We start from the raw sequence: 21808 nt of genomic DNA, 5'->3' as shown, positions 1-21808 counted from the left end.
AGTAATAACAATGTCTTTTTGACAAATAGAATCGTAAAAGGTTTAATTTAATAGAAAATTATCTTTTGAAGAATCGATCAACAAGCGCTTTTTTAAGACCAAACTCCAAACAAAGCACATTAAAGATTAAAAAGGTGAGAAAAGAAGAAGTGTCCACATTGATCACATCTCCTTGCAGAACACGCCACAACATACCACCGAAAACAAACAGAAAAGTCAGAAAGACTGCATTCCGGACTGCCGCATTACGAATCTGTTCCGTCTCGCGGCTTTCATTCTTGCTTAAGGCAAAGATGATCAGCAAGCATCCTGCCATCATCAACAGCTTCGTACATTCCTTATAAAATAGCAGGTTATGGTCGGTTATCAACCCTTGCATTAGCAAAATCGGAAGAAGAAACAAAGCTACTAACAACACCACATATCCCAAAGGACGGCAAAATACAGGAAACAATGCTTTCATAATTGAACGTTTTAACGAGACAAAAGTAAGTAAAAAAAGATATTTTATATACATTTGCACCAAGAAAAAGCAAAAGAATCATGAGTAAACAAGAAGTCATTCTCTGCGAAAGCTTGGAAACAAGCCTCGGTCGTGCCATTGAAAGGTGTCCGCATGACAAGTTATTCATCCTCACAGACGAACATACCCAGCGTCTTTGTCTGCCCTCATTGAAAGAGGTATCGTTTCTGAAAGACGCAGTCGAAATCTGTATCGGAGCCGAAGATGTGCATAAGACACTGGAGACTCTGGCCTCCGTATGGATGGCACTGAGTCAGCAAGGGGCTACACGTCACTCATTGCTCATCAACCTTGGTGGGGGCATGGTAACAGATTTGGGAGGCTTTGCCGCCGCTACCTTCAAACGGGGGATTTCTTATATCAATATACCCACTACACTGTTGGCTATGGTCGACGCATCCGTCGGCGGTAAGACAGGTATCAACTTCAACGGACTGAAAAACGAGATAGGCTCGTTTGCTCCGGCAGACAGTGTGCTGATTGAAACTGAATTCCTGCGCAGCCTCGATGCACAGAATTTCTTCTCCGGTTATGCTGAAATGTTAAAGCACGGATTAATCAGCAATACCGCACACTGGGTCGAATTACTGGATTTCAATACCAATAACATTGATTATGCATATCTCAAAAATATGGTGGGACGATCGGTACAGGTGAAGGAAGACATTGTGGAGCAAGACCCCTTCGAGCGTGGCATCCGTAAAGCACTGAATCTGGGACATACAGCAGGACATGCCTTCGAAAGTCTGGCATTGGCTGAGAATCGCCCCGTGCTGCATGGCTATGCCGTAGCATGGGGAATCGTATGCGAGCTTTACCTGTCACACCTCAAAGTCGGCTTTCCGAAAGACAAGATGCGACAGACCATCCAATTCATCAAAGAGAATTATGGTTCATTCGCATTCGACTGTAAGCAGTACGAACAACTCTACGCATTTATGCAACATGATAAGAAAAATACCTCAGGAACGGTCAATTTCACTTTACTGAAAGAGATCGGAGATATTTGCATCAACCAGACAGCTGATAAAGACACCATTTTTGAAATGCTTGACTTCTATCGCGAATGTATGGGAGTCTGATCTTGAAACTTATTATAATAATGAAGGAGAATGGGATTCCCTAAAAGGTTTCCCATTTCTTCTTTCCCTTTCCCATTCTCCTCTCCCCACATATGCCTTTATTCCCCACAGGCATCTTCTATATTATCCTAAGTTACTCATCCGGTATTGGGACAATGACATTCCGGTATGTTTCCTGAAGAAACGTCCCAAAGACGACTGATTGGCAAAATTTGTTTTCACGGCAATTTCCTGAATATTCATATTCGTATTCTTCAGCAAAGCCTTTATTTCGAGTACGATGTATTCTACAATCCAGTCTTTGGCAGATTTGCCGCTCACTTCCTTGATCACCATCGTCAGGTATTTGGATGTGATACACAACTTATCAGCATAGAAAGCAACATCCTTATTCTCCTTGAAGTGCTTCATTATCAACCCAAAGAATTTATTAGCCAGTTCCTCTTTACGAGTATCTTTTCGGGTAGTCATCAGAGATGCCTCCTTTTCATAAGCATTAAACAATTCCAAATATAAGTATCTTAATAAATGAATAATCAGCTCACGCCTGTATATATCATTAGACGTCACTTTATCCTTTACCATTCCAAAGAAATTCATCAACCGCCGGGTATCATTTTCGGTCTGAGGATACCAATAATGGGTCCTCATATAGAAAAAGAAATGCGGTGAAAAGCGAGGCACACCGCTCAGCGCATCGCTGAACATTGTAGGCGACACCACCAACGTAGTAGTCAGAAAATCATCACTGGCCTCGGTGAACGAAACGAATTGTCCCGGCAACAGAATAATCAATTCCTGCGGCTGTATCCAATGCGAATCATCATATACATTAAGCTTGGCCTTTCCGCTGAAGCAATACACGACCAAAGCAGACTGAATATTAGAAGGATAAACGCTTAGGGGAAGATACTTCAAATTCTGAAAATACTTAAAATCATCACCTAAGACATAAGCTTCTAACGTTTCTCTATTTTTATTATACACATTTACCCCCTCATTAAATAAAACTAAATACAAAAATATACTATCCTAAACTACTCTCATGTCTCGTATGCCGATATGGTTTCATTTTAAAGAAGTTACGCACTATCTATTCACTTAATTTTATAAACAAAACCCTGTTATGTTAGTTTGCAACCACCTATATTATTTAGAATTATTATGGACTAAAGGACTTTTTATTCCGCAAACGGAAACTTATCCTAAAATCAGCTAATGGAAAAAAACAGGCTATTTATTTGCTATTTAAAAATAAAGCACTACTTTTGCAACCGCAATTCGGGATGTAGCTCAGCCCGGTAGAGTACGCGTCTGGGGGGCGTGTGGTCGCAAGTTCGAATCTTGTCATCCCGACTACCGACAAAGCATTGATAATCGATGGGTTATTGATGCTTTTTTTATTGAAACGAGAATGAAAGAAGACCCGAAACATATTCACATCAGCGAATACAACTATCCACTACCGGATGAACGAATCGCCAAATTTCCTTTAGCAGTACGAGACCAGTCAAAACTGTTGGTATATCGCCACGGTGAAGTAAGCGAAGATGTCTTCACATCCTTGCCGAACTATCTTCCGAAAGGAAGCCTGATGGTATTCAACAACACGAAGGTGATTCAGGCACGCCTCCACTTCCGCAAAGAAACGGGGGCGCTGATCGAGGTCTTCTGTCTGGAACCGATTCAGCCCAACGATTATGTATTGAACTTCCAGCAGACGGAACACGCTGCCTGGCTCTGCATGATCGGCAACCTGAAGAAATGGAAAGACGGAGCACTGAAACGGGAGATGACGGTAAAAGGCTTCCCGATCACTCTGACCGCTACCCGTGGAGAATGCAGGGGCACCAGCCACTGGATCGATTTCTCCTGGAACAATCCGGAAGTAACCTTTGCCGATATCCTCGAAGTGTTCGGAGAACTGCCGATTCCCCCATATCTGAACCGGGATACGGAAGAGAGCGATAAAGAAACTTATCAGACCGTTTATTCCAAAATAAAAGGCTCGGTAGCCGCACCGACAGCCGGACTGCACTTCACTCCCCGTGTACTGGAAGCATTGCAGGAAAAAGGCATTGATCTGGAAGAACTGACACTTCATGTAGGCGCAGGAACCTTCAAGCCCGTGAAAAGCGAAGAGATAGAAGGACATGAGATGCATACGGAGTATATCTCCGTCAATCGGGCTACGATCAAAAAGCTGATCGATCATGACGGTTGCGCTGTTGCTGTAGGCACCACTTCGGTGCGTACGCTCGAAAGCCTGTATCACATCGGAGTAACATTGGCAGAAAATCCCGATGCTACGGAAGAAGAACTGCACGTCAAGCAATGGCAGCCATACGAAAAGTATGATCAAATTCCGCCTGTAGTCGCACTGCAAAAGATTTTAGGTTACCTCGACAGGAACGGGCTGGAAGCCCTTCACAGCAGTACGCAGATTATCATAGCTCCGGGATATCAGTATAAGATAGTGAAAGCGATGGTGACCAACTTTCACCAGCCGCAAAGTACGCTGTTACTTTTGGTTTCCGCCTTCGTGAAGGAAAACTGGCGCACAATTTATGATTATGCGCTGGCGCACGATTTCCGTTTTCTGAGCTATGGAGATTCTTCTCTGCTGATACCGTAAACCAAAAAATAAAAACAACTATGCCAAGCGATAATAATCAAGAAATGTTTCCCATCGTAGACGAACAGGGAAACATCACCGGAGCCGCCACACGCGGAGAATGCCATAGCGGAAGCAAGCTCCTTCATCCTGTCATCCATCTTCACGTTTTCAATTCGAAAGGAGATTTATATCTGCAGAAACGTCCGGAATGGAAAGACATCCAGCCCGGAAAATGGGACACAGCCGTTGGCGGACATATTGACTTGGGCGAAAGTGTAGAAATCGCACTCAAACGGGAAGTCCGCGAAGAACTAGGCATCACGGACTTTACTCCCGAACTGCTAACCAGCTATGTATTCGAATCGGATCGTGAGAAAGAACTTGTCTTTGTTCACAAAACTGTTTATGACGGTGAACTGCACCCCAGTGACGAACTGGACGGCGGACGATTCTGGACCATCGAAGAAATAGAAGAAAACCTCGGAAAAGGTATTTTCACCCCCAACTTCGAAGGGGAATTAAAGAAAGTATCCCTTATTCCGTCTCTTTTCCCTGCTCCTACTCCTGCTCTATCCAAGTAACGATTTTCTCCGAGAGCGGACTCTCTTTGGGGGCCACAAAGCCGACCCAGTTTCCGTTCTCGTCAATCATAAACTTCTGAAAATTCCACTGGACGGGCGCATCTTCTTTGCCGTTCAGTTTCTTTTCCGTCAGCCATTGGTAGAGTGGCGCCATGTTTTTGCCCTTGACGGAAATCTTGGCCATCATCGGGAAAGTAACGTCATATTTTAAGGAACAGAACTGAGCGATCTCTTCATTGCTTCCCGGTTCCTGTCCCATAAAGTTGTTGGCAGGAAAGCCGATGATTACAAAATTCTTATCCTTATATTTATCATATAGCTCTTGCAGTTTGGCATACTGTGGCGTCAGTCCGCATTTAGAGGCTACATTTACTACCAGCACTTTCTTTCCTTTCAGGGAAGAAAGCGGAAATTCCTTACCATCAATCGTGGTCACATTGAAGTCGTAGAAAGACTTATTCTGCGCTTCCAGAGAGATTGCACATACCATTGTTATAACCATTAAGATGAATGACTTCATACTGAATATATATTTAGTTTGTTATATAATAAACGAGGTTATGCAAAGAAATGTTCTGCCGCAGCATGAGATTGCTTGTTTCTTCGTATCCATGCCGAATGGCTCAACAACAATTCAGTTATACGCTAAATTGTCAGTCCATATAAATCAAGCATCAGTATCATATGGGGCAAGCGTTGGTTTCCTCGGAGGAAACGCCAGTTCCCTTTAAAAGGAACGGTCGTTTCCATTATAAGGAACGATCGTTCCCTCACCGGGAAACGACAGTTTCCATTACAGGAAATAATAGGAAACTATAAACCATTGAATTCTAGCCATATAGAGTTCTATCGATAATGTTATAGAGTTTATGTTCATGTCCAAACATGTTTTGAGTCAAATGATAGTCAATAGTATCTTAAATCTCCTCCTTCGGGAAGGAGGAGTACCCGTAGGGGGAGGTGGTAGGTGAATACGTAATCCTATCATTTACAAAGAAATAGGAGCAAACATTATTTCTCCTACCACCTCGGTCTGCGACCACTCCTCCTTCCCGAAGGAGGAGAATAGAGATGGAATCGACTTTTTAGTCTCCCCCCCAATGGAGATACTGCTGTTTGATTCATTTTTCATTCGATTTAGTAATGCTCAATGGTTCGTCTCACCTGATGTAGTGCCCGGCTTCAACTCTTTGCGGTGACAATAAAAAACTAAGTTCCGCCTATTATCACCCTATTGTCACCTCTTATTATCACCCTTACCATTCTAATTTGCAACGTATTAAGTCGCAAAAGTGACAAGTGACAATAAAAACGCTGCATAAAACGTTGTGGCGAATAACCAAAGGACGTTCAAACTCCTTGATTCGACAAACAACAGCCCTTCACGTTCAGACCTTGATTTCGTCATTTCACCCGTCAATCTTTCCGCTTCATCTTTTCCCGATAATCACGGATAAGGATAGTCCGTAACTTTGTAACATGAAACAATAACACTGTAAAATCATGTTTAAAGCTATCGTACGTTTTTCGATCAGGAAAAAACTATTCGTAGGGTTAACCACCCTCTTCCTGTTTATCGGGGGAATCTATGCCATGCTGACGCTCCCCATTGACGCCGTGCCGGACATAACCAACAATCAGGTGCAGATTGTAACCGTATCTCCTACGCTTGCGCCGCAGGAAGTGGAGCAGCTCATCACCATGCCCATCGAAATAGCGATGAGCAACATCATGAATGTAGAAGATATCCGTTCCGTCAGTCGCTTCGGGCTATCAGTGGTAACGGTCGTCTTCAAGGAAGACGTGCCCACACTCGATGCCCGCCAGCTGATCAACGAGCAGATACAAACCGTATCCGGCGAAATCTCCCCCGAACTGGGAACACCGGAAATGATGCCGATCACCACCGGACTGGGCGAAATCTACCAATACATATTGAAAGTAGCTCCGGGATACGAAGAGAAATATGACGCTATGGAACTCCGTACCATTCAGGACTGGATGGTGAAACGCCAGTTATCGGGCATACCGGGCATCGTGGAAATAAATAGTTTCGGAGGTTATCTGAAACAATACGAAGTGGCGGTAGATCCCGACGCCCTGTTTTCACTGAACATCACCATCGGCGAAGTGTTCGAAGCACTGAGCAGCAACAACCAGAACACGGGCGGAAGCTACATCGAGAAAGCAAGGAGTGCTTATTACATCCGTTCGGAAGGGATGATCACGCGCATCAAAGACATCGAACAGATCGTGGTAGCCAACCGGAACGGGATTCCCGTACACATCAGTGACGTAGGCACTGTCCGCTTCGGCGCACCCAAACGTTTCGGTGCGATGACGATGGACGGAAAGGGCGAATGCGTAGGCGGAATTGCCATGATGCTGAAAGGCGCCAACGCCAATGTAGTGACGCAGGAACTGGAAAAGCGGGTGGAAAAGATACAGCACTTATTGCCCGAAGGCATCAGCATCGAACCGTATCTGAACCGTTCGGAACTGGTCAACCGGAACATCTCCACCGTCGTCAACAACCTTATTGAAGGAGCCATCATCGTCTTCCTCGTACTTATTATCTTTCTGGGCAACGTCCGTGCCGGGCTGATTGTAGCTTCGGTCATCCCGCTGGCTATGCTTTTCGCATTCATCATGATGCGTCTTTTCAACGTGACCGCCAATCTGATGAGCCTCGGCGCCATCGACTTCGGTATTGTGGTAGATGGTTCCATTGTCATACTGGAAGGTATCCTGGCACACATCTACAGCAAGCAGTTCCGCGGACGGACACTGACCCGCAAAGAGATGGACGAAGAAGTGGAAAAAGGCGCTTCCGGTGTAGTCCGCTCGGCTACATTCGCCGTACTGATTATTCTCATCGTGTTCTTCCCGATACTGACTCTGAACGGAATCGAAGGAAAATACTTCACTCCAATGGCCAAAACCCTGGTGTTCTGCATCATCGGCGCCTTAATCCTGTCACTGACATACGTCCCTATGATGGCGTCGCTCTTCCTGAAACATGCCATCGTAGTGAAGCCGACACTTGCCGACCGATTCTTCGAGCAGCTGAACAAACTCTACCAGCGTTGCCTGCATGCCTGCCTGCATCACAAAGCACGCACCGTAGTCATTGCTTTTGCCGCACTGATCGGCTCCCTCTTCCTCTTCACCCGTCTGGGTGCCGAGTTCATCCCGACACTGGACGAAGGCGACTTCGCCATGCAGATGACCTTACCCGCCGGCAGTTCGCTTTCGGAAAGTATCAAACTCTCCGAAGAAGCGGAAAAGACATTGATGGATCAGTTTCCCGAAATCAAGCACGTAGTGGCGAAGATCGGTACGGCAGAAGTCCCCACCGACCCGATGGCAGTGGAAGACGCCGACGTGATGATCATCATGAAACCTTTCAAGGAATGGACCAGCGCAACGAGCCGTGCGGAAATGGTAGAGAAGATGAAAGAAGCGCTCGAACCCCTCTCGGAACGTGCCGAGTTTAACTTCTCGCAGCCGATACAGCTCCGGTTCAACGAACTGATGACAGGTGCGAAAGCCGATATTGCAGTCAAGTTATACGGCGAAGACACGCACGAACTTTATCAGAGGGCAAAGGAAGCCGCCACGTATGTAGAGAAAGTGCCGGGGGCAGCAGACGTCATCGTAGAGCAGACGATGGGATTGCCTCAGCTGGTTGTCAAATACAACCGCGGCAAGATAGCCCGTTACGGCATCAATATCGAAGAACTCAACACGATTATCCGGACAGCCTATGCCGGAGAAGCCAGCGGTGTGGTTTTCGAAAACGAACGGAAGTTCGACCTTGTCGTACGTCTGGATCAGGAGAAAGTGGCAGACTTAAATCTGGACAAGCTCTTTGTGCGTACTTCCGAAGGCATTCAGATTCCGGTCGGCGAGGTGGCAAGCATCGAACTTGTCAGCGGTCCGTTGCAGATCAACCGCGACGCTACCAAACGCCGCATCGTGATTGGTGTGAACGTACGCGACGCGGACATTCAGCAAGTAGTGGCCAACATCCAGAAGACACTGGACAAGAACATCAAACTGCAACCGGGATACTACTTCGAATACGGCGGTCAGTTTGAGAACCTGCAAAACGCCATCAATACGCTGATGATCGTCATTCCGGTAGCACTGATGCTGATTCTGCTGATCTTGTTTTTCGCTTTCAAGAACATTACTTATACATTGATGGTATTCTCCACCGTCCCGCTGTCACTTATCGGAGGTATCGTAGCCCTCTGGCTGCGCGGACTCCCGTTCAGCATCTCGGCAGGAGTCGGTTTCATCGCCTTGTTCGGTGTGGCTGTACTGAACGGTATCCTGATGGTGAACCATTTCAACGAACTTCGTAAACGAAATAAATATGCTATGACTACCAACCGAATCCTCACTCTGGGCACCCCGCATCTGCTGCGTCCCGTATTCCTCACCGGACTGGTCGCCTCGCTGGGATTTGTCCCGATGGCAATCGCCACTTCCGCCGGTTCCGAAGTACAACGCCCGCTGGCTACGGTCGTCATCGGCGGACTGATTATCTCTACCGTGCTGACTTTGCTTATCATTCCGGTATTCTACAAGATTGTCAACTCATTTGCTGTATGGAGACGTCCCGGAAGCAAGTTTCATCTGCCGTTCTTCGTCATCCTGCCGTTATTGCTACTGATTCCTTCTTTCGCCTCAGCGCAGCAACCGGAAGCGGTCAGTCTGGAACAGGCCATCGAGATAGCCAAACAAAATCATCCGAGACTGAAAATAGCCGCCAACGCCATCCGTCAGGCAAAAGCCACTCGCGGAGAGATTGTCGAGGCAGCTCCCACCTCATTCAGTTACTCATGGGGACAACTCAACGGAGAAAACAAGCAAGACAAGGAACTTGCCTTCGAACAGAGCCTCGGTTCGCTGCTGACTCCGTTTTACAAGAATGCACTGGTCAGCCGACAGGTAAAGACAAGTACTTATTATCGCCGGATGGTGGAAAAAGAAGTGATAGCGGAAGTAAAACGGGCATGGGCTTACTATCAATATGCCGCTAACCTCTGCTCCATGTACCGTGATCAGGACAAGATGGCGGAAGAGTTGAAACGTATCGGCGAAATACGTTATCAACAAGGAGAAATCACCCTGCTCGAAAAGAACATGATGACGACTACCGCCGCCGACCTGCACAACCGCTGGTATCAGGCACAGGAAGAGGAAAAGACGGCACTGGCACGTTTCCAGTGGTGCTGTTATGCCGACAGCCCGATTGTGCCGGCAGATTCGACCTTATCTCTCTTTTATACCACCCTTTCGGACGGTAATCTGTCCGAAGCGCATACCGGATACTTCCGGAGTCAGGCGGAAGAAGCGAAAGCAATGCTTCATGTAGAACGCAGCCACTTCTTTCCGGAGATCAGCATAGGATATACCCGTCAGGACATTCTTCCCTTGAAGAATCTGAATGCATGGATGGTGGGAGTCTCCTTCCCCGTTTACTTCCTGCCCCAGAAAAGCAAGGTGAAGCAAGCCAGACTGGCTGCCGCTTCGGCACAGATTCAGGCGGATGCCAACATCCGCGAACTTCGCAATAAGGTGATGGAACTGGAAGCCTCCCTCCGACGATACAACGAGAGCCTGCGCTATTATACTACTTCAGCTCTCAAAGAAGCGGAAGAACTGACCAAAGCCGCCAACCTGCAACTGCAACAGAGCGAAACGGGCATTGCCGAATACATACAGTCCGTGACGACGGCACGGGACATCCGGCGAGGGTATATCGAAACCGTTTATCAGTATAACATTGCCGCTCTGGAACATGAATTGTTTGAATAAGTGGAGAGTGGAGAGTTTTAATGAACAGTTTTCCTGTTAATATAGAAGATTATTTTGCAAGAGTACTTAATATAAAAAAGTTATGAGAAAGATATTTTACCTCATCCTTCTGCTCGCCTTAGTAGCTTGCAAGGGACAACAACAAACGGTGGATTCAGAGTCTGTGGCGGACCCTGCAACAGAAAGCGTGAATCCGGAAATGGGAAAAAACAATGGTCAAAGCGACGCCGATGCCACTGCACAGCCCGAAGTGGATGCAATCACTTCCGCCACTTCCCGCCCCAATCAGGTTTCGTTCAACGGCCGGATCGTCCTTCCGCCCCAACGGCAGGCAACCGTCGCACTGACTATCGGCGGAGTGATCAAAAACACTTCCTTACTCCCCGGACAACACGTTACCAAGAATTCTGTAATCGCCACTTTGGAGAATCCGGAGTTTATCACCCTCCAACAGACTTATCTGGACAGCCACGCACAAACAGAATATCTGCGTATGGAATACGAACGGCAAAAGAATCTCTCTGCCGAACAAGCGGCTTCGCAGAAGAAGTTCCAACAAAGCAAAGCGGATTATCTTTCGATGAAAAGCCGTCAGGATGCTGCCGCCGCACAACTTTCGCTTTTGGGCGTGAATCCGGAAACACTGCTTCGGGATGGCATCCAGCCGCTTCTGGAAGTAAAAGCTCCTATCAGCGGATATGTGGTCAATGTAGCTATGAACATGGGAAAGTACATCAATCCGGGAGAAGCTCTCTGCGAAGTGATTGATAAAAGCGCACCGATGCTTTGCCTGACTACCTACGAAAAAGACCTTGCAGATATGCAAACAGGCAGTCCCGTACAATTCCGTGTCAACGGCATGGGTACACAGACGTTCAACGGCACGGTCATCTCCATCGGACAAAAAGTGGACGAAGTGAACCGCTCACTCGAAGTATACGCTTCCATCAAGGAGACGAATCCGCAGTTCCGACCGGGGATGTACGTCACGGCACATATCCAAAAACAATAATCTGCCGTGCAGCGACAGCCATTCATCATGCATAATTCGTAATTAACCATTATCTTTGCAACATGGTATTGAAAGCTATCAATAAAGATAAGTATTTCCTGTCCACGGTCATCATCTCGCTGATGGTGGCTGTGCTCATTCATTTTCCGGAATCGGTCTCTCTCTTCGACCGTTTCGAAAGCCATTCGCTTTTCCCGGGGATGAAGTTTATGGATGTGGCAAATGAGATTCTGTTTACCTTCGTTTCGTTACTCATACTTTTTGCCATCAATACGCGCTTGTTCCATTTCAACCAGGCGTCCATTAAAATAACGGCTGCAAAGATTCTGCTTTCCTTCATCCTGACATGGATACTCAGCAATCTGCTGGGACAAGTGTTTGTCTTCCTGCACCGGACATTCGACATTCCCGCCATCGATGCGATGGTACACCATTACCTCCATCCGTTGCGAGACTTCATCATGGCCTGCCTCGTCACCAGCAGTTGCTGCATCATCTACCTTGTCCGCCGCCAGCAACTGGTATTGATTGAGAACGAACAGTTACAGGCGGAAAACATCCGCAACCAGTATGAAGTATTGAAGAATCAGCTCAATCCGCACATGTTGTTCAACTCACTGAATACGCTGCGTTCACTGGTGCGAGAAAATCAGGACAAGGCACAGGATTATATTCAGGAACTCTCACGGGTACTGAGGTATACGCTACAAAGCAACGAATCGCAAAGCGTCAGCCTGCGGGAAGAGATGGAATTCGCTTCTGCTTACATCTTCCTGCTGAAAATGCGCTTTGAGAATAATCTGCAATTTGATATACAGATAGGGAAATCTTTCGAAGACTACCGTCTTCCTCCGATGGCAGTACAAGTACTGATAGAGAATGCCGTGAAACACAATGAAATCAGCGACCGCAAACCGCTGACTATCCATATTTCGACCGACAGCGAAGGTTATCTGTCCGTCAGCAACGACATCCAGCCCAAATGGACCGCTACTCCCGGAACCGGCATCGGACTTGCCAATCTCGCCAAGCGCTACCGGCTATTATTCAAACAGGACATACAGATCACAGAGGACAAAGAATTCACCGTCTGCATTCCTCTCATTGATGAAGTACAATGAAGTAAGAACAATGAACCATGAAAACAGTTATTATTGAAGATGAAAAGGCAGCCGTACGCAATCTGACTTCACTGCTCAACGAAGTGAAACCGGAAGCTGAAATCATTGCCATACTGGACAGCATCAATTCCACCATCGAATGGTTCGGCATCCACCCGATGCCGGAACTCGTTTTTATGGATATTCATCTGGCAGACGGTTCTGCCTTCGAAATATTCGATCATATCAGCATCACCTGCCCCATTATCTTCACCACGGCTTACGACGAATATGCCCTGCGTGCCTTCAAAGTGAACAGTATCGACTATCTGCTGAAACCTATCGGCAAGGAGGACATCGAACATGCGTTTGAGAAATTGGACAACTTGCAGGATGCCATCCCCGAAAACGGAAGCAAGCGGGAAAATAAGGAAGAGGAACTGCTTCATCTCATTCACTCGCTGAAAAAGCAGGAGAACTACAAGACACATTTCCTCATACCGATGAAAGGCGATAAGCTGCTTCCTGTCTCAATCGACATGATTCAACTGTTCTACATCAAAGATTGTCAGGTAAAAGCTGTCTTAACGGACGGGATGGAATACAATTTTTCTCTTACGCTGGATGAATTGGTCGATTGTTTAAATCCTAGTCTCTTCTTCAGAGTCAACCGGCAGTTTCTGATTTCAAGGGAGGCGATAAAGGATATTGATTTATGGTTCAACAGCCGGTTGTCCATTAATCTGCGTCACTCCAGAATGACAGAGAAGATATTGGTAAGCAAAGCACGGGTAGCGGAATTTAAGGAATGGTTTTCGAGCAAAAAGTAAAACAAGCGGGACTATATTGAAATCCCGCTTATATGCATTCGTTCTTTATAAGTATCGGATATCAGTTCTAAAAAAAGGATGAAGCCCAGCCTCATCCTTTCCATTTTTATCTTAATACCTAACCTTATTAAAACCCAATTGATGATTTATACTTCATCGTCTTCTCCGGTAAAGAAATCGAAGGAGGTACAGCCTCATCGGACACCGCCCGTTTGTAATTCGGCTTGCCGCTCATCACAAAACGAAGTTTCACTCCATCACGGATATCATCATACGTCAGGTAGGACTTATCGTACTTTTTACCGTTGACATAAAGCTCCTTCACGTACAGGTTCTTCGGCGACCAGTTGTCCGCTGTCATTTCAATGTTTTTTCCATTACTCATCCGGACCGTAATAGCCTCTGCGCATGGCGAACCGATATTATAAATATTGCTGGACGGAGCCACCGGATAGAAACCGATGCAGTTGAACATATACCACGCAGACATCTGTCCGCAATCATCGTTACCACTCAATGCATCCGGTGTATTTCCGTAGAAACGGTCGACGATGGTACGTATCCACTTCTGACATTTCCACGGTTCTTTCAGGTAGTTGTAGAGGTAAGCGACATGATGACAAGGCTCATTTCCATGCCAATAGGCTCCGATACGTCCCTGTATATCATGTGCTCCGGGGATATCATCCGGCAGTTCTACCGTAAAAAGCTCATCCAGGCGTTTGCGGAACAGTTCCTTGCCGGCCTCGTTGATATATCCCTGCACATCTTGTGGAACATACCAGGTATATTGCATCGTGAATCCTTCCGTTATATCACCCCAGCCATGTACCGATCCCGGACCCTGATAGGCAACCGGAGTAAACGGAGTGCGCCAGTCACCTTTGCTGTCGCGTCCGCGCATATATTTCGTTTCGGGGTCAATCAAGGTCTGATAAGACAAAGCACGGTTGAGGAAATAATGATAATCGTCTTCTTTGCCTAATTTCTTGGCTGCCTGTGCGATGCAATAATCATCATAAGCATATTCCAGTGTCTTTGACACTGACTCCGCTTCCTTATCGAATGGTACATAGCCCATTTCACGATATTCCGGAAGGCAATCGTAGTTCGAATTCATCGCTGTGGTTTTCATCGCTTCGTATGCACGCTCGTAATCAAAGCCTTTCACTTCTTTCACGATCATATCCGCCAATACGGATACGGCGTGATAACCAATCATACACCAGGTTTCGTTGCCGTAGAAAGACCAGATAGGAAGCATCTTCTCCACACTCTTGTCGTAATGAGCCAACATAGAATTTGCAATGTCCGCATTCACCTCCTGCTGAACCAAGTTAAACCAGGGATGCAAAGCCCGATAGGTATCCCAAAGGGAGAACACCGTATAGTTCGTGAATCCTTCCGCTTTTTCTATGTTCTTGTCTAGTCCGCGGAACTGCCCGTCCGAATCCTGAAAGATAAACGGATGCAGAGCGGCATGATAGGCGGAAGTATAAAACGTTTCCTTTGTCTTTCGGTCAGCAGTCAACGTATATTTTCCAAGTTCCTTTTCCCAAAGGGCTTCCCCTTTCGCCCTTAACTCGTTGAAAGTTAATCCGTCGAGTTCCTTCATATTATTCCGGGCACCGTCTGTGCTGACTGCGGAGATGGCTGTTTTCACCGTCACTTCCTCCCCTGCTTTTGTATCAAAGGAGATACAAGCCATCAGATTCTTTCCCCAGGCTTCGTAAGAGCTGCGGAATCGGGAAGTGTTATAAATAACCGGCTTTTTGTCTTGTACAAAGCGCAGTCCGGTCAACTTCTTTGAGAAAGTAGCCGTGAAGTACACATGACGTTCCGGTCCCCACCCTTTCACCAGTTTGTATCCGGTGATAGTCGAATCATTAATCATTCGCAGATTCGACCATTCGCAGGATTGCCAGAGCGTATGGTTCATATCAATCATGATGAACGCATTGTCCGACTCCGGATAAGTAAAACGGAACATACCGCTACGCACACCGGAAGTCATTTCGGCTTTGACTCCATAGTCTGCCAGTTCCACAGCATAATAATTGGGGGACGCCCACTCCTTATCATGTGAGTAACGCGAACGATAGCCTTGATCGGGATCTTCATGAGTACCGGGTTCCAGTTTCATTTCTCCCGTTCCGGGGATAAACAGAAAGTCGCCCAAGTCCGGAATACCTGTTCCGCTCAAGTGCGTCAAACTGAATCCCATCAATGTCAGATGATTGTATTTGTATCCGGAAGCTGCATCATAGAAGCGGCTGTCCGTATCGGGGCTTATCTGGATTCCCCCGAAAGGAATCTGTGCACCGGGATAAACATTTCCATAACCATCCGTACCGACAAACGGGTTCACGTAGTCCGTCAGCTTTTCAGTTTGAGCCATGCCCGGCAAGATACTCACCAGACACGACCAAACCAAAAACAACCTTTTTCTACCAACTTTATTAACCATATCCAATCGTATATTACACCTGTATATCACCTACGGCAACCTGATATTCATGCCATAGTTCATCTATGCTATATTCCGTTCCCAAGATATGCTTGATAGCTCCGTCAAACGACCAGGGAATCACCTCCAGTGTGCTGCGGTTAAACTTACGCAGGAATTCAGGATCTTTATTGTCGCGCAACCAGACGAAGAAATAACCTGCTGTCCGATAACCGTCCATGTAGTTTCCTCCTTTCGGACGGGCATTCGGTCCGTCGAATCCGCCGTTGGCTACACGTACGGCATCTGCCATTCCTTCAATAAATGCCCAGAATACACGATTGGTTCCGTAAGAGCCGATGCCTTGCGGTTCCAGCTGATAGGCGTGTGTCAGTTCGTGCAACAGTACCCCACGCGTTTCGAAGAACAGCTTTGCCGTATCGTTTTCCGCAAATGATTTCTCGATATGCCGTGTGCTGTAGAAGATAGTAACGTCTCCATTACCACCGCCTTTGGCAGAAATTCCTTCGATGTCTTCCAGTGTATAATGTATCTTGTTCACCGGAGTTATGCTGTCTTCCGGTGAGTTATAAAGAGTAGCCAATACAGTGCGTGCCTGCTCTTTGATATAAGACTCCGCATCCGGAATGATCCGGTGATAAATGTCTGAACCTTTTGTTTCCGAAGCTTTATCTTCGAACAAGACAGTTCCTACATTGTAGCTTTTCCATACGTCCGGTTTTGCTTCAGCTTGCTTCTTCGCACTTGCCGCACAAGCTCCCATGCCCACAATCAGGGCAATTGCATATACCAAATGTCTCTTTTTCATATTCTTTTCTTGATTATTTATTGATGCTGTTAATTGATTCCATTAGTTAATGAATAAGGTTTGTCCTGCGCCGATACTCCACGACGTTTGTTGGGCGATGCCGACATTTTAAATTCCAATACGCCTCCTTTCAGGATATCCTCGTGTGTGATGTACATTTTATCATAAGACTCGCCGTTCAGTTTCAGTGACTGTACATAACGCTTCTTGTCGCTGACGCCCGGCGCTTTGATTTCCAGTGTCTTTCCGTTGGGAAGTGTCAGCTTCAGATAGGGCAGATAGGGAGCACCAAGGACATACTGGTCTGTACCCGGACAAACCGGATAGAAGCCCATCACAGAGAAAAGATACCATGCCGACATCTGTCCGCAATCATCATTTCCACCCAGTCCGTTGATGTCATTCTTATACATCTTGTTCAGGATTTCACGCAGCCAGTACTGTGTTTTCCACGGTTGGGAGGTCCATGCGTACAAATAAGGTACATGATGGCTCGGTTCATTGCCATGTACGTATCCACCTACCAGGCATTCTTCCGTAATATCCTCATTATGTTCATAGTACTTCTCCGGCAGATGCATGGAGAAGAGTTCGTCCAGTTTCTGTACGAATGTCTTTTCTCCTCCCATCAGGTCGATCATACCAAACACATCATGCGGTACATGGAAGGAGAAGTTCCATGAATTACCTTCGATAAAGCCTTCGCCGTAAGTTTGCAACACATCGAACTCTTTTTTGAATGTGCCGTCACTGTAGCGGGGACGGGCAAAACCGATGCTTGTATCATAGATGTTACGATAGTTGAGAGCACGTTTGCGGTAAGTATCCGCTATCTCTTTATTACCGGCTTTCAAGGCTGTCTGATAAATAGTCCAGTCGTCGTATGCATATTCCAACGTAGAGGAAGCTGCCGTACCACTCTTGTCCAGCGGGATATATCCCAGCTTCATATAATCGGCTACACCTTCATAGTAAGGTACCGTAGATGTGCTAACCATCGCCGATAATGCCTCATCCACATTTGAAAAAACTCCTTTGGTTATTGCATCCGCCAGCACAGACACAGCATGATAACCGCTCATACACCAGTTCTCATTTCCCATCAGGCTCCATATCGGCAACATGCCATGCACGCTCTGCTGTTCATGTTTGATCATTGATTCCACCATATCCGCATTGCGTTCCGGTTTCACCAGGTTAAGGAACGGATGTTCCGCGCGATATGTATCCCAAAGTGAGAATATAGTATAGTTAGTGAATCCTTTCGCCTGATGTATGTTATGATCCAGACCACGATAGGAACCGTCTACGTCCATATACACGGACGGATTAATCATGGTATGATAAAGCGAAGTGTAGAACATCGCCTTCTGATCCGGTGTACCTTCTATTTCGAAATGATCCAGTTCATTGTTCCAGTCTGTCCGTGCAGCTTCCGCCAACTGTTCGAAGCTCTTTCCGGAAGCCTCGGCACGCAGGTTCTTTACAGCGCCTTCCGTGCTGACTGCCGACAAGGCTACCTTTACAACCAGTTCGGGATCTTTGGCCGTTTCGAAGTTAAAGTAAGCCACGATCTTTCGACCAGTGATTTCCGGGAAATTCTTCTCCAGCTTGAAACGACGCCAAAAGCCATTGTACAATACCTTTTCCTTATCCTTATATCCGTAATCCTTGATCGGCTGTGACAAGGAAATGGCAAAATAGGTATAATTCGTACGTGCCCATCCGTTGGTGATGCGGTATCCTGTCAGCAATGTATCGTTTTCCACCCGCAGGTTTGCCCACAATACTTTGCCGTCATAATTATAGATACCATGCACCAGGTCCAGGATCAGATGACCGTCTTTTCCTTTCGGGAAGGTATATTTATGTACACCCGTCCGTTGAGTAGCTGTCAGTTGCGCTTTAATGCCATAGTCGTCCAGCATCACTTCGTAGTATCCGGGTGTCGCTTTCTCTGTGGCATGATCGAAGCGCGAACGGTAACCCTCTTCCGGATGGTCCGCCCGTCCGGGATTCAATTTTACATCGCCGACAGCAGGCATCAGCAATATATCTCCCAGGTCGGAATGTCCCGTGCCGCTGAGGTGGGTGTGACTGAAACCTACGATGGTTTTATCCCGATACTGGTAACCGGCACAATATTCATACGCATTCTTCTGATAAGCTCCATTCACATTATGTGGAATTGTGTCTGTGTCCGGACTCAGCTGTACCCATCCGAAAGGGGTGCAAGCACCGGGAAAAGTATGCCCCATACCATTGGTTCCGATAATCGGATTAACGTAATCTACCGGTTGCTGAGCTACGGCGGACAAGGTTACCGCCGCCATAGTCATCATCAATACTTTCTTTTTCATCTTATTCATACCTGCTTACTTGTTATCACGAGAGAAGGAATAGGGGAAGTCGGATTCGTTAATACCTCTTCCTTTATTCGGTTTATTATCCATATCAAATACCAGACGTCCGCCTTTCAGCAAGTCGAAATGATTCAGATAATTCTTTGTATAGTTCTTACCGTTATAGTTCAGCGAACGGATGTAACGATTGGCATCACTATTTTTAGGAGCGGAGATTTCCAGTTTCTTGCCGTTCTCCAGTGTGATCGTCGCTTTCTTGAAATAAGGAGCACCCATCACATATTCATTGCTGCCCGGACATACCGGATAGAAGCCTAAAGCGGTAAACACATACCAGGCAGAAGTCTGTCCGTTATCCTCATCACCACAATAACCGTCGGGAGTGGCAAAGTAGAGGCGGTTCATCACTTCACGCAGCCAGTACTGTGCTTTCCAGGGCTCGCCTGCATAGTTATACAAGTAAATCATGTGCTGGATAGGCTGGTTGCCGTGCGCATAGTTACCCATATTGGCAATTTCCATTTCACGGATTTCATGAATCACACCTCCGTAGTAGCTATCATCAAATATCGGTGGAAGGTTGAACACAGAATCGAGCATACTGACAAACATCTTTCTGCCGCCCATCAAATCGGCCAGTCCCTGTACATCATGAAATACAGACCACGTATAGTGCCAGCTGTTTCCTTCGGTAAAGGCATCCCCCCACTTGAACGGATTAAAAGGAGTCTGGAAGGTGCCATCGGCGTTCTTGCCACGCATCAGTTTTGTTTCAGGGTCGAACAGGTTGCGGTAGTTCTGGCTTCTGCTCTTATAGAGTTCCAGTTCTTCTGCCGGACGCCCTAGCTTTTCACCCATTCGGTAGATGCACCAGTCATCGTATGCATACTCTAATGTACGCGCCGCATTCTCGTTAATCTTTACATCGTAAGGCACATAACCCAGTTTATTATAATATTCGTATCCACGGCGCCCTGTTGTAGAAACTCTCGGATGTACACTGTTGGCTCCTTTGAGCAAACCTTCATACATTTTCTCCGCATCCGCTTTGGTCACATTCTTCATAAAAGCATCTGCCACTACGGAAGCCGAATTGTTTCCGACCATACAGCCACGATGTCCCGGACTCGCCCATTCGGGGAAGAATCCGCTTTCAAGATATGTATTCAACAGTCCTTCCTGCATCTTCTCTCCCATTGAAGGATATATCAAATTGACAAACGGGAACAGGCAACGGAACGTATCCCAGAAACCGGTATCGGTAAACATATATCCCGGACGGATTTCACCGTTATAAGGGCTGTAATGTACCGTTTCACCCTTCGCATTCACTTCGTGGAACATACGGGGGAATAATACCGAACGATACAGACAAGAATAGAAGGTACGCATCCGGTTCTCATCATCGTCTTCGACTTTGATACGTCCCAGTACGTCATTCCAAGCTTTACGTCCGGCTTCCTTGGTCTGTTCGAATGTCTTGTTTCCGATTTCTTTCAGATTCAGTTCCGCCTGTTCGGGGCTGATGAATGAGGAAGCCACTTTGGCATGCACCTGCTCTCCTTTCTTTGTCGAAAAACCGATGGCAGCACCTACGTGATTGGATTGCAGTTCAAGATGCGTCTCTACCAAATGGTAGTCCGCCCATACTTTATTAAATGTAAAAGGCTTGTCGAACTCTATCACAAAGTAGTTCCTGAAATTCTGCGGAACACCGCCACTGTTACGTGTCGTATAACCTACAATCTTATTTTCTTCAGGAATCACCTTCACATACGAACCACGGTCGAAAGCATCTACTACCACATAAGCATCGGACGCTTCGGGGAAAGTAAAACGGAAATACGCACAACGCTCCGTCGGGGCAATCTCCGTTGTCATGTTATACTCTGACAGATAAACACTGTAATAATAAGGAGTTGCTTTCTCTGCCTTATGCGAAAACCAGGAAGCACGGCTGTCCTGATCAATCTTCAGCTGTTTGGTCATCGGCATAATGGAGAACTGTCCGTAGTCATTGATCCAGGGACTGGGCTGGTGGGTCTGCTTGAAACCTCTGATTTTGTCAGAAGCATACGTGTAAGCCCAACCGTCCCCCATCTTTCCGGTCTGCGGCATCCAAAAGTTCATCCCCCAAGGCAGTGCAATGGCAGGATAGGTGTTTCCGTTGGAGAGCGAAATCTTGGAGTCGGTTCCCATCAGGGGATTCACGTAATCCACCGGCTGCTTTTGCGCAAAGATAGAGGAGACTCCCAACAATAGAGTCATTGTGATAGACAGTAGTTTCTGTTTATTCATGATATAAGAGTTAAACTATTAATATTAGATTAGCGAGTGTTATTATTCACGTTACAAATTAACGCAATAGAAAATTAATAACTATACTCTAACGTGACAAAAAGCACGTCCGGGCGAGAATGTCAGAGTAGAGAACTAGGAGTCAAACAGAGCACAAATTAAATTACTAATAATCAAATAATTGCCCATAAGAAAATACAAATAGAGTACAAACAAAAACAAAAGCAAGAAAGTAATCGAGATGAGGGCGTAATCTGAACTCTGTCCCCAAACAATTATCTTTGTATTATGGATAGAA

15 protein-coding genes and 1 tRNA gene are annotated in these 21808 nt (G+C 46.4%); 8 read left to right on the top strand and 8 right to left on the bottom strand.

The window, feature by feature from the left end:
• Positions 1-58: 58 nt before the first annotated feature.
• The gene (locus KTR07_RS07275) at positions 59-463 is read right to left on the bottom strand and encodes a hypothetical protein (protein WP_008764219.1); all 405 of its coding nucleotides are present in this window, start codon (positions 461-463) and stop codon (positions 59-61) included.
• A gap of 80 nt (positions 464-543) precedes the next feature.
• Here KTR07_RS07275 and aroB point away from each other — a divergent pair, with 80 nt between their 5' ends.
• Positions 544-1605 (top strand): 3-dehydroquinate synthase, encoded by a 1062-nt coding sequence (aroB, locus tag KTR07_RS07270; RefSeq protein ID WP_008760891.1) that lies wholly within the window; start codon positions 544-546, stop codon positions 1603-1605.
• Between the two features lie 123 nt (positions 1606-1728).
• Here the strand turns inward: aroB and KTR07_RS07265 are convergent, their stop codons facing one another.
• Complete coding sequence (locus tag KTR07_RS07265) at positions 1729-2592, bottom strand: AraC family transcriptional regulator (protein WP_008760890.1); 864 nt, start codon at positions 2590-2592, stop codon at positions 1729-1731.
• A 295-nt stretch (positions 2593-2887) separates the two neighbouring features.
• Here KTR07_RS07265 and KTR07_RS07260 point away from each other — a divergent pair.
• The 3 genes from KTR07_RS07260 to KTR07_RS07250 all read left to right on the top strand — a co-directional run bounded on the left by KTR07_RS07260 (position 2888) and on the right by KTR07_RS07250 (position 4803).
• Positions 2888-2961: transfer RNA gene (locus KTR07_RS07260), tRNA-Pro, on the top strand.
• A gap of 58 nt (positions 2962-3019) precedes the next feature.
• Positions 3020-4240, top strand: coding sequence for an S-adenosylmethionine:tRNA ribosyltransferase-isomerase (locus KTR07_RS07255; RefSeq protein ID WP_113748833.1), 1221 nt, complete (start codon positions 3020-3022; stop codon positions 4238-4240).
• A gap of 20 nt (positions 4241-4260) precedes the next feature.
• On the top strand, positions 4261-4803 hold the full coding sequence (locus tag KTR07_RS07250) for an NUDIX domain-containing protein (RefSeq protein WP_008760888.1): 543 nt from the start codon (positions 4261-4263) through the stop codon (positions 4801-4803).
• On the opposite strand, the gene KTR07_RS07245 is transcribed toward KTR07_RS07250, so the two are convergent.
• Together KTR07_RS07245 and KTR07_RS07240 are read right to left on the bottom strand one after the other, a co-directional pair.
• Complete coding sequence (locus KTR07_RS07245) at positions 4781-5323, bottom strand: glutathione peroxidase (protein WP_016269479.1); 543 nt, start codon at positions 5321-5323, stop codon at positions 4781-4783. The two genes, KTR07_RS07250 and KTR07_RS07245, sit on opposite strands and share 23 nt — an antisense overlap.
• A 468-nt stretch (positions 5324-5791) precedes the next feature.
• The gene (locus KTR07_RS07240; RefSeq protein ID WP_181590423.1) at positions 5792-5935 is read right to left on the bottom strand and encodes a hypothetical protein; all 144 of its coding nucleotides are present in this window, start codon (positions 5933-5935) and stop codon (positions 5792-5794) included.
• Positions 5936-6306: 371 nt separating this feature from the next.
• On the opposite strand from KTR07_RS07240, the gene KTR07_RS07235 reads away from it, so the two are divergent.
• The 4 genes from KTR07_RS07235 (at position 6307) to KTR07_RS07220 (ending at position 13574) form a co-directional block, all read left to right on the top strand.
• Positions 6307-10632: a CusA/CzcA family heavy metal efflux RND transporter gene (locus KTR07_RS07235; protein WP_117577820.1), complete on the top strand. Its 4326-nt coding sequence runs from the start codon at positions 6307-6309 to the stop codon at positions 10630-10632.
• Positions 10633-10714: 82 nt separating this feature from the next.
• Positions 10715-11644 carry an efflux RND transporter periplasmic adaptor subunit gene (locus KTR07_RS07230; protein WP_113748835.1) on the top strand — a complete coding sequence of 310 codons (930 nt, stop codon included), beginning with the start codon at positions 10715-10717 and terminating at the stop codon, positions 11642-11644.
• Positions 11645-11706: 62 nt separating this feature from the next.
• A complete protein-coding gene (locus KTR07_RS07225) occupies positions 11707-12765 on the top strand; it encodes a sensor histidine kinase (RefSeq protein ID WP_011109044.1) in 1059 nt (352 codons plus the stop codon).
• A 17-nt stretch (positions 12766-12782) separates the two neighbouring features.
• Positions 12783-13574 (top strand): LytTR family DNA-binding domain-containing protein, encoded by a 792-nt coding sequence (locus KTR07_RS07220; protein WP_011109043.1) that lies wholly within the window; start codon positions 12783-12785, stop codon positions 13572-13574.
• Positions 13575-13701: 127 nt separating this feature from the next.
• On the opposite strand, the gene KTR07_RS07215 is transcribed toward KTR07_RS07220, so the two are convergent.
• From KTR07_RS07215 to KTR07_RS07200, 4 genes are read right to left on the bottom strand one after another with little or no spacing between them, the layout of a single operon-like run.
• Entirely contained in the window at positions 13702-16041 is a 2340-nt protein-coding gene (locus tag KTR07_RS07215) for a GH92 family glycosyl hydrolase (protein WP_061474357.1), read from the bottom strand.
• A gap of 13 nt (positions 16042-16054) precedes the next feature.
• On the bottom strand, positions 16055-16849 hold the full coding sequence (locus KTR07_RS07210; protein ID WP_008764203.1) for a basic secretory family protein: 795 nt from the start codon (positions 16847-16849) through the stop codon (positions 16055-16057).
• A 29-nt stretch (positions 16850-16878) separates the two neighbouring features.
• Entirely contained in the window at positions 16879-19218 is a 2340-nt protein-coding gene (locus tag KTR07_RS07205; protein ID WP_008760882.1) for a GH92 family glycosyl hydrolase, read from the bottom strand.
• Positions 19219-19224: 6 nt separating this feature from the next.
• Positions 19225-21510 carry a GH92 family glycosyl hydrolase gene (locus tag KTR07_RS07200; protein WP_008760881.1) on the bottom strand — a complete coding sequence of 762 codons (2286 nt, stop codon included), beginning with the start codon at positions 21508-21510 and terminating at the stop codon, positions 19225-19227.
• Positions 21511-21808: the final 298 nt, after the last annotated feature.

It is taken from the genome of Bacteroides sp. MSK.20.82 (assembly GCF_019052485.1).
In the GTDB taxonomy this organism is placed as follows: domain Bacteria; phylum Bacteroidota; class Bacteroidia; order Bacteroidales; family Bacteroidaceae; genus Bacteroides; species Bacteroides thetaiotaomicron.
Note: the sequence above shows the minus strand (reverse complement) of the source record. Positions and strands in the feature narration are given on the sequence as shown.

What these genes read in the sequence shown, in the direction of transcription:
- KTR07_RS07245 (WP_016269479.1), bottom strand. Translation starts at nt 5,323, where the DNA reads ATGAAGTCATTCATCTTAATGGTTATAACAATGGTATGTGCAATCTCT.
- KTR07_RS07275 (WP_008764219.1), bottom strand. Translation starts at nt 463, where the DNA reads ATGAAAGCATTGTTTCCTGTATTTTGCCGTCCTTTGGGATATGTGGTG.
- KTR07_RS07235 (WP_117577820.1), top strand. Translation starts at nt 6,307, where the DNA reads ATGTTTAAAGCTATCGTACGTTTTTCGATCAGGAAAAAACTATTCGTA.
- KTR07_RS07220 (WP_011109043.1), top strand. Translation starts at nt 12,783, where the DNA reads ATGAAAACAGTTATTATTGAAGATGAAAAGGCAGCCGTACGCAATCTG.
- KTR07_RS07205 (WP_008760882.1), bottom strand. Translation starts at nt 19,218, where the DNA reads ATGAATAAGATGAAAAAGAAAGTATTGATGATGACTATGGCGGCGGTA.
- KTR07_RS07225 (WP_011109044.1), top strand. Translation starts at nt 11,707, where the DNA reads ATGGTATTGAAAGCTATCAATAAAGATAAGTATTTCCTGTCCACGGTC.
- KTR07_RS07230 (WP_113748835.1), top strand. Translation starts at nt 10,715, where the DNA reads ATGAGAAAGATATTTTACCTCATCCTTCTGCTCGCCTTAGTAGCTTGC.
- KTR07_RS07240 (WP_181590423.1), bottom strand. Translation starts at nt 5,935, where the DNA reads ATGAAAAATGAATCAAACAGCAGTATCTCCATTGGGGGGGAGACTAAA.
- KTR07_RS07210 (WP_008764203.1), bottom strand. Translation starts at nt 16,849, where the DNA reads ATGAAAAAGAGACATTTGGTATATGCAATTGCCCTGATTGTGGGCATG.
- KTR07_RS07200 (WP_008760881.1), bottom strand. Translation starts at nt 21,510, where the DNA reads ATGAATAAACAGAAACTACTGTCTATCACAATGACTCTATTGTTGGGA.
- KTR07_RS07250 (WP_008760888.1), top strand. Translation starts at nt 4,261, where the DNA reads ATGCCAAGCGATAATAATCAAGAAATGTTTCCCATCGTAGACGAACAG.
- KTR07_RS07215 (WP_061474357.1), bottom strand. Translation starts at nt 16,041, where the DNA reads ATGGTTAATAAAGTTGGTAGAAAAAGGTTGTTTTTGGTTTGGTCGTGT.
- KTR07_RS07255 (WP_113748833.1), top strand. Translation starts at nt 3,020, where the DNA reads ATGAAAGAAGACCCGAAACATATTCACATCAGCGAATACAACTATCCA.
- aroB (WP_008760891.1), top strand. Translation starts at nt 544, where the DNA reads ATGAGTAAACAAGAAGTCATTCTCTGCGAAAGCTTGGAAACAAGCCTC.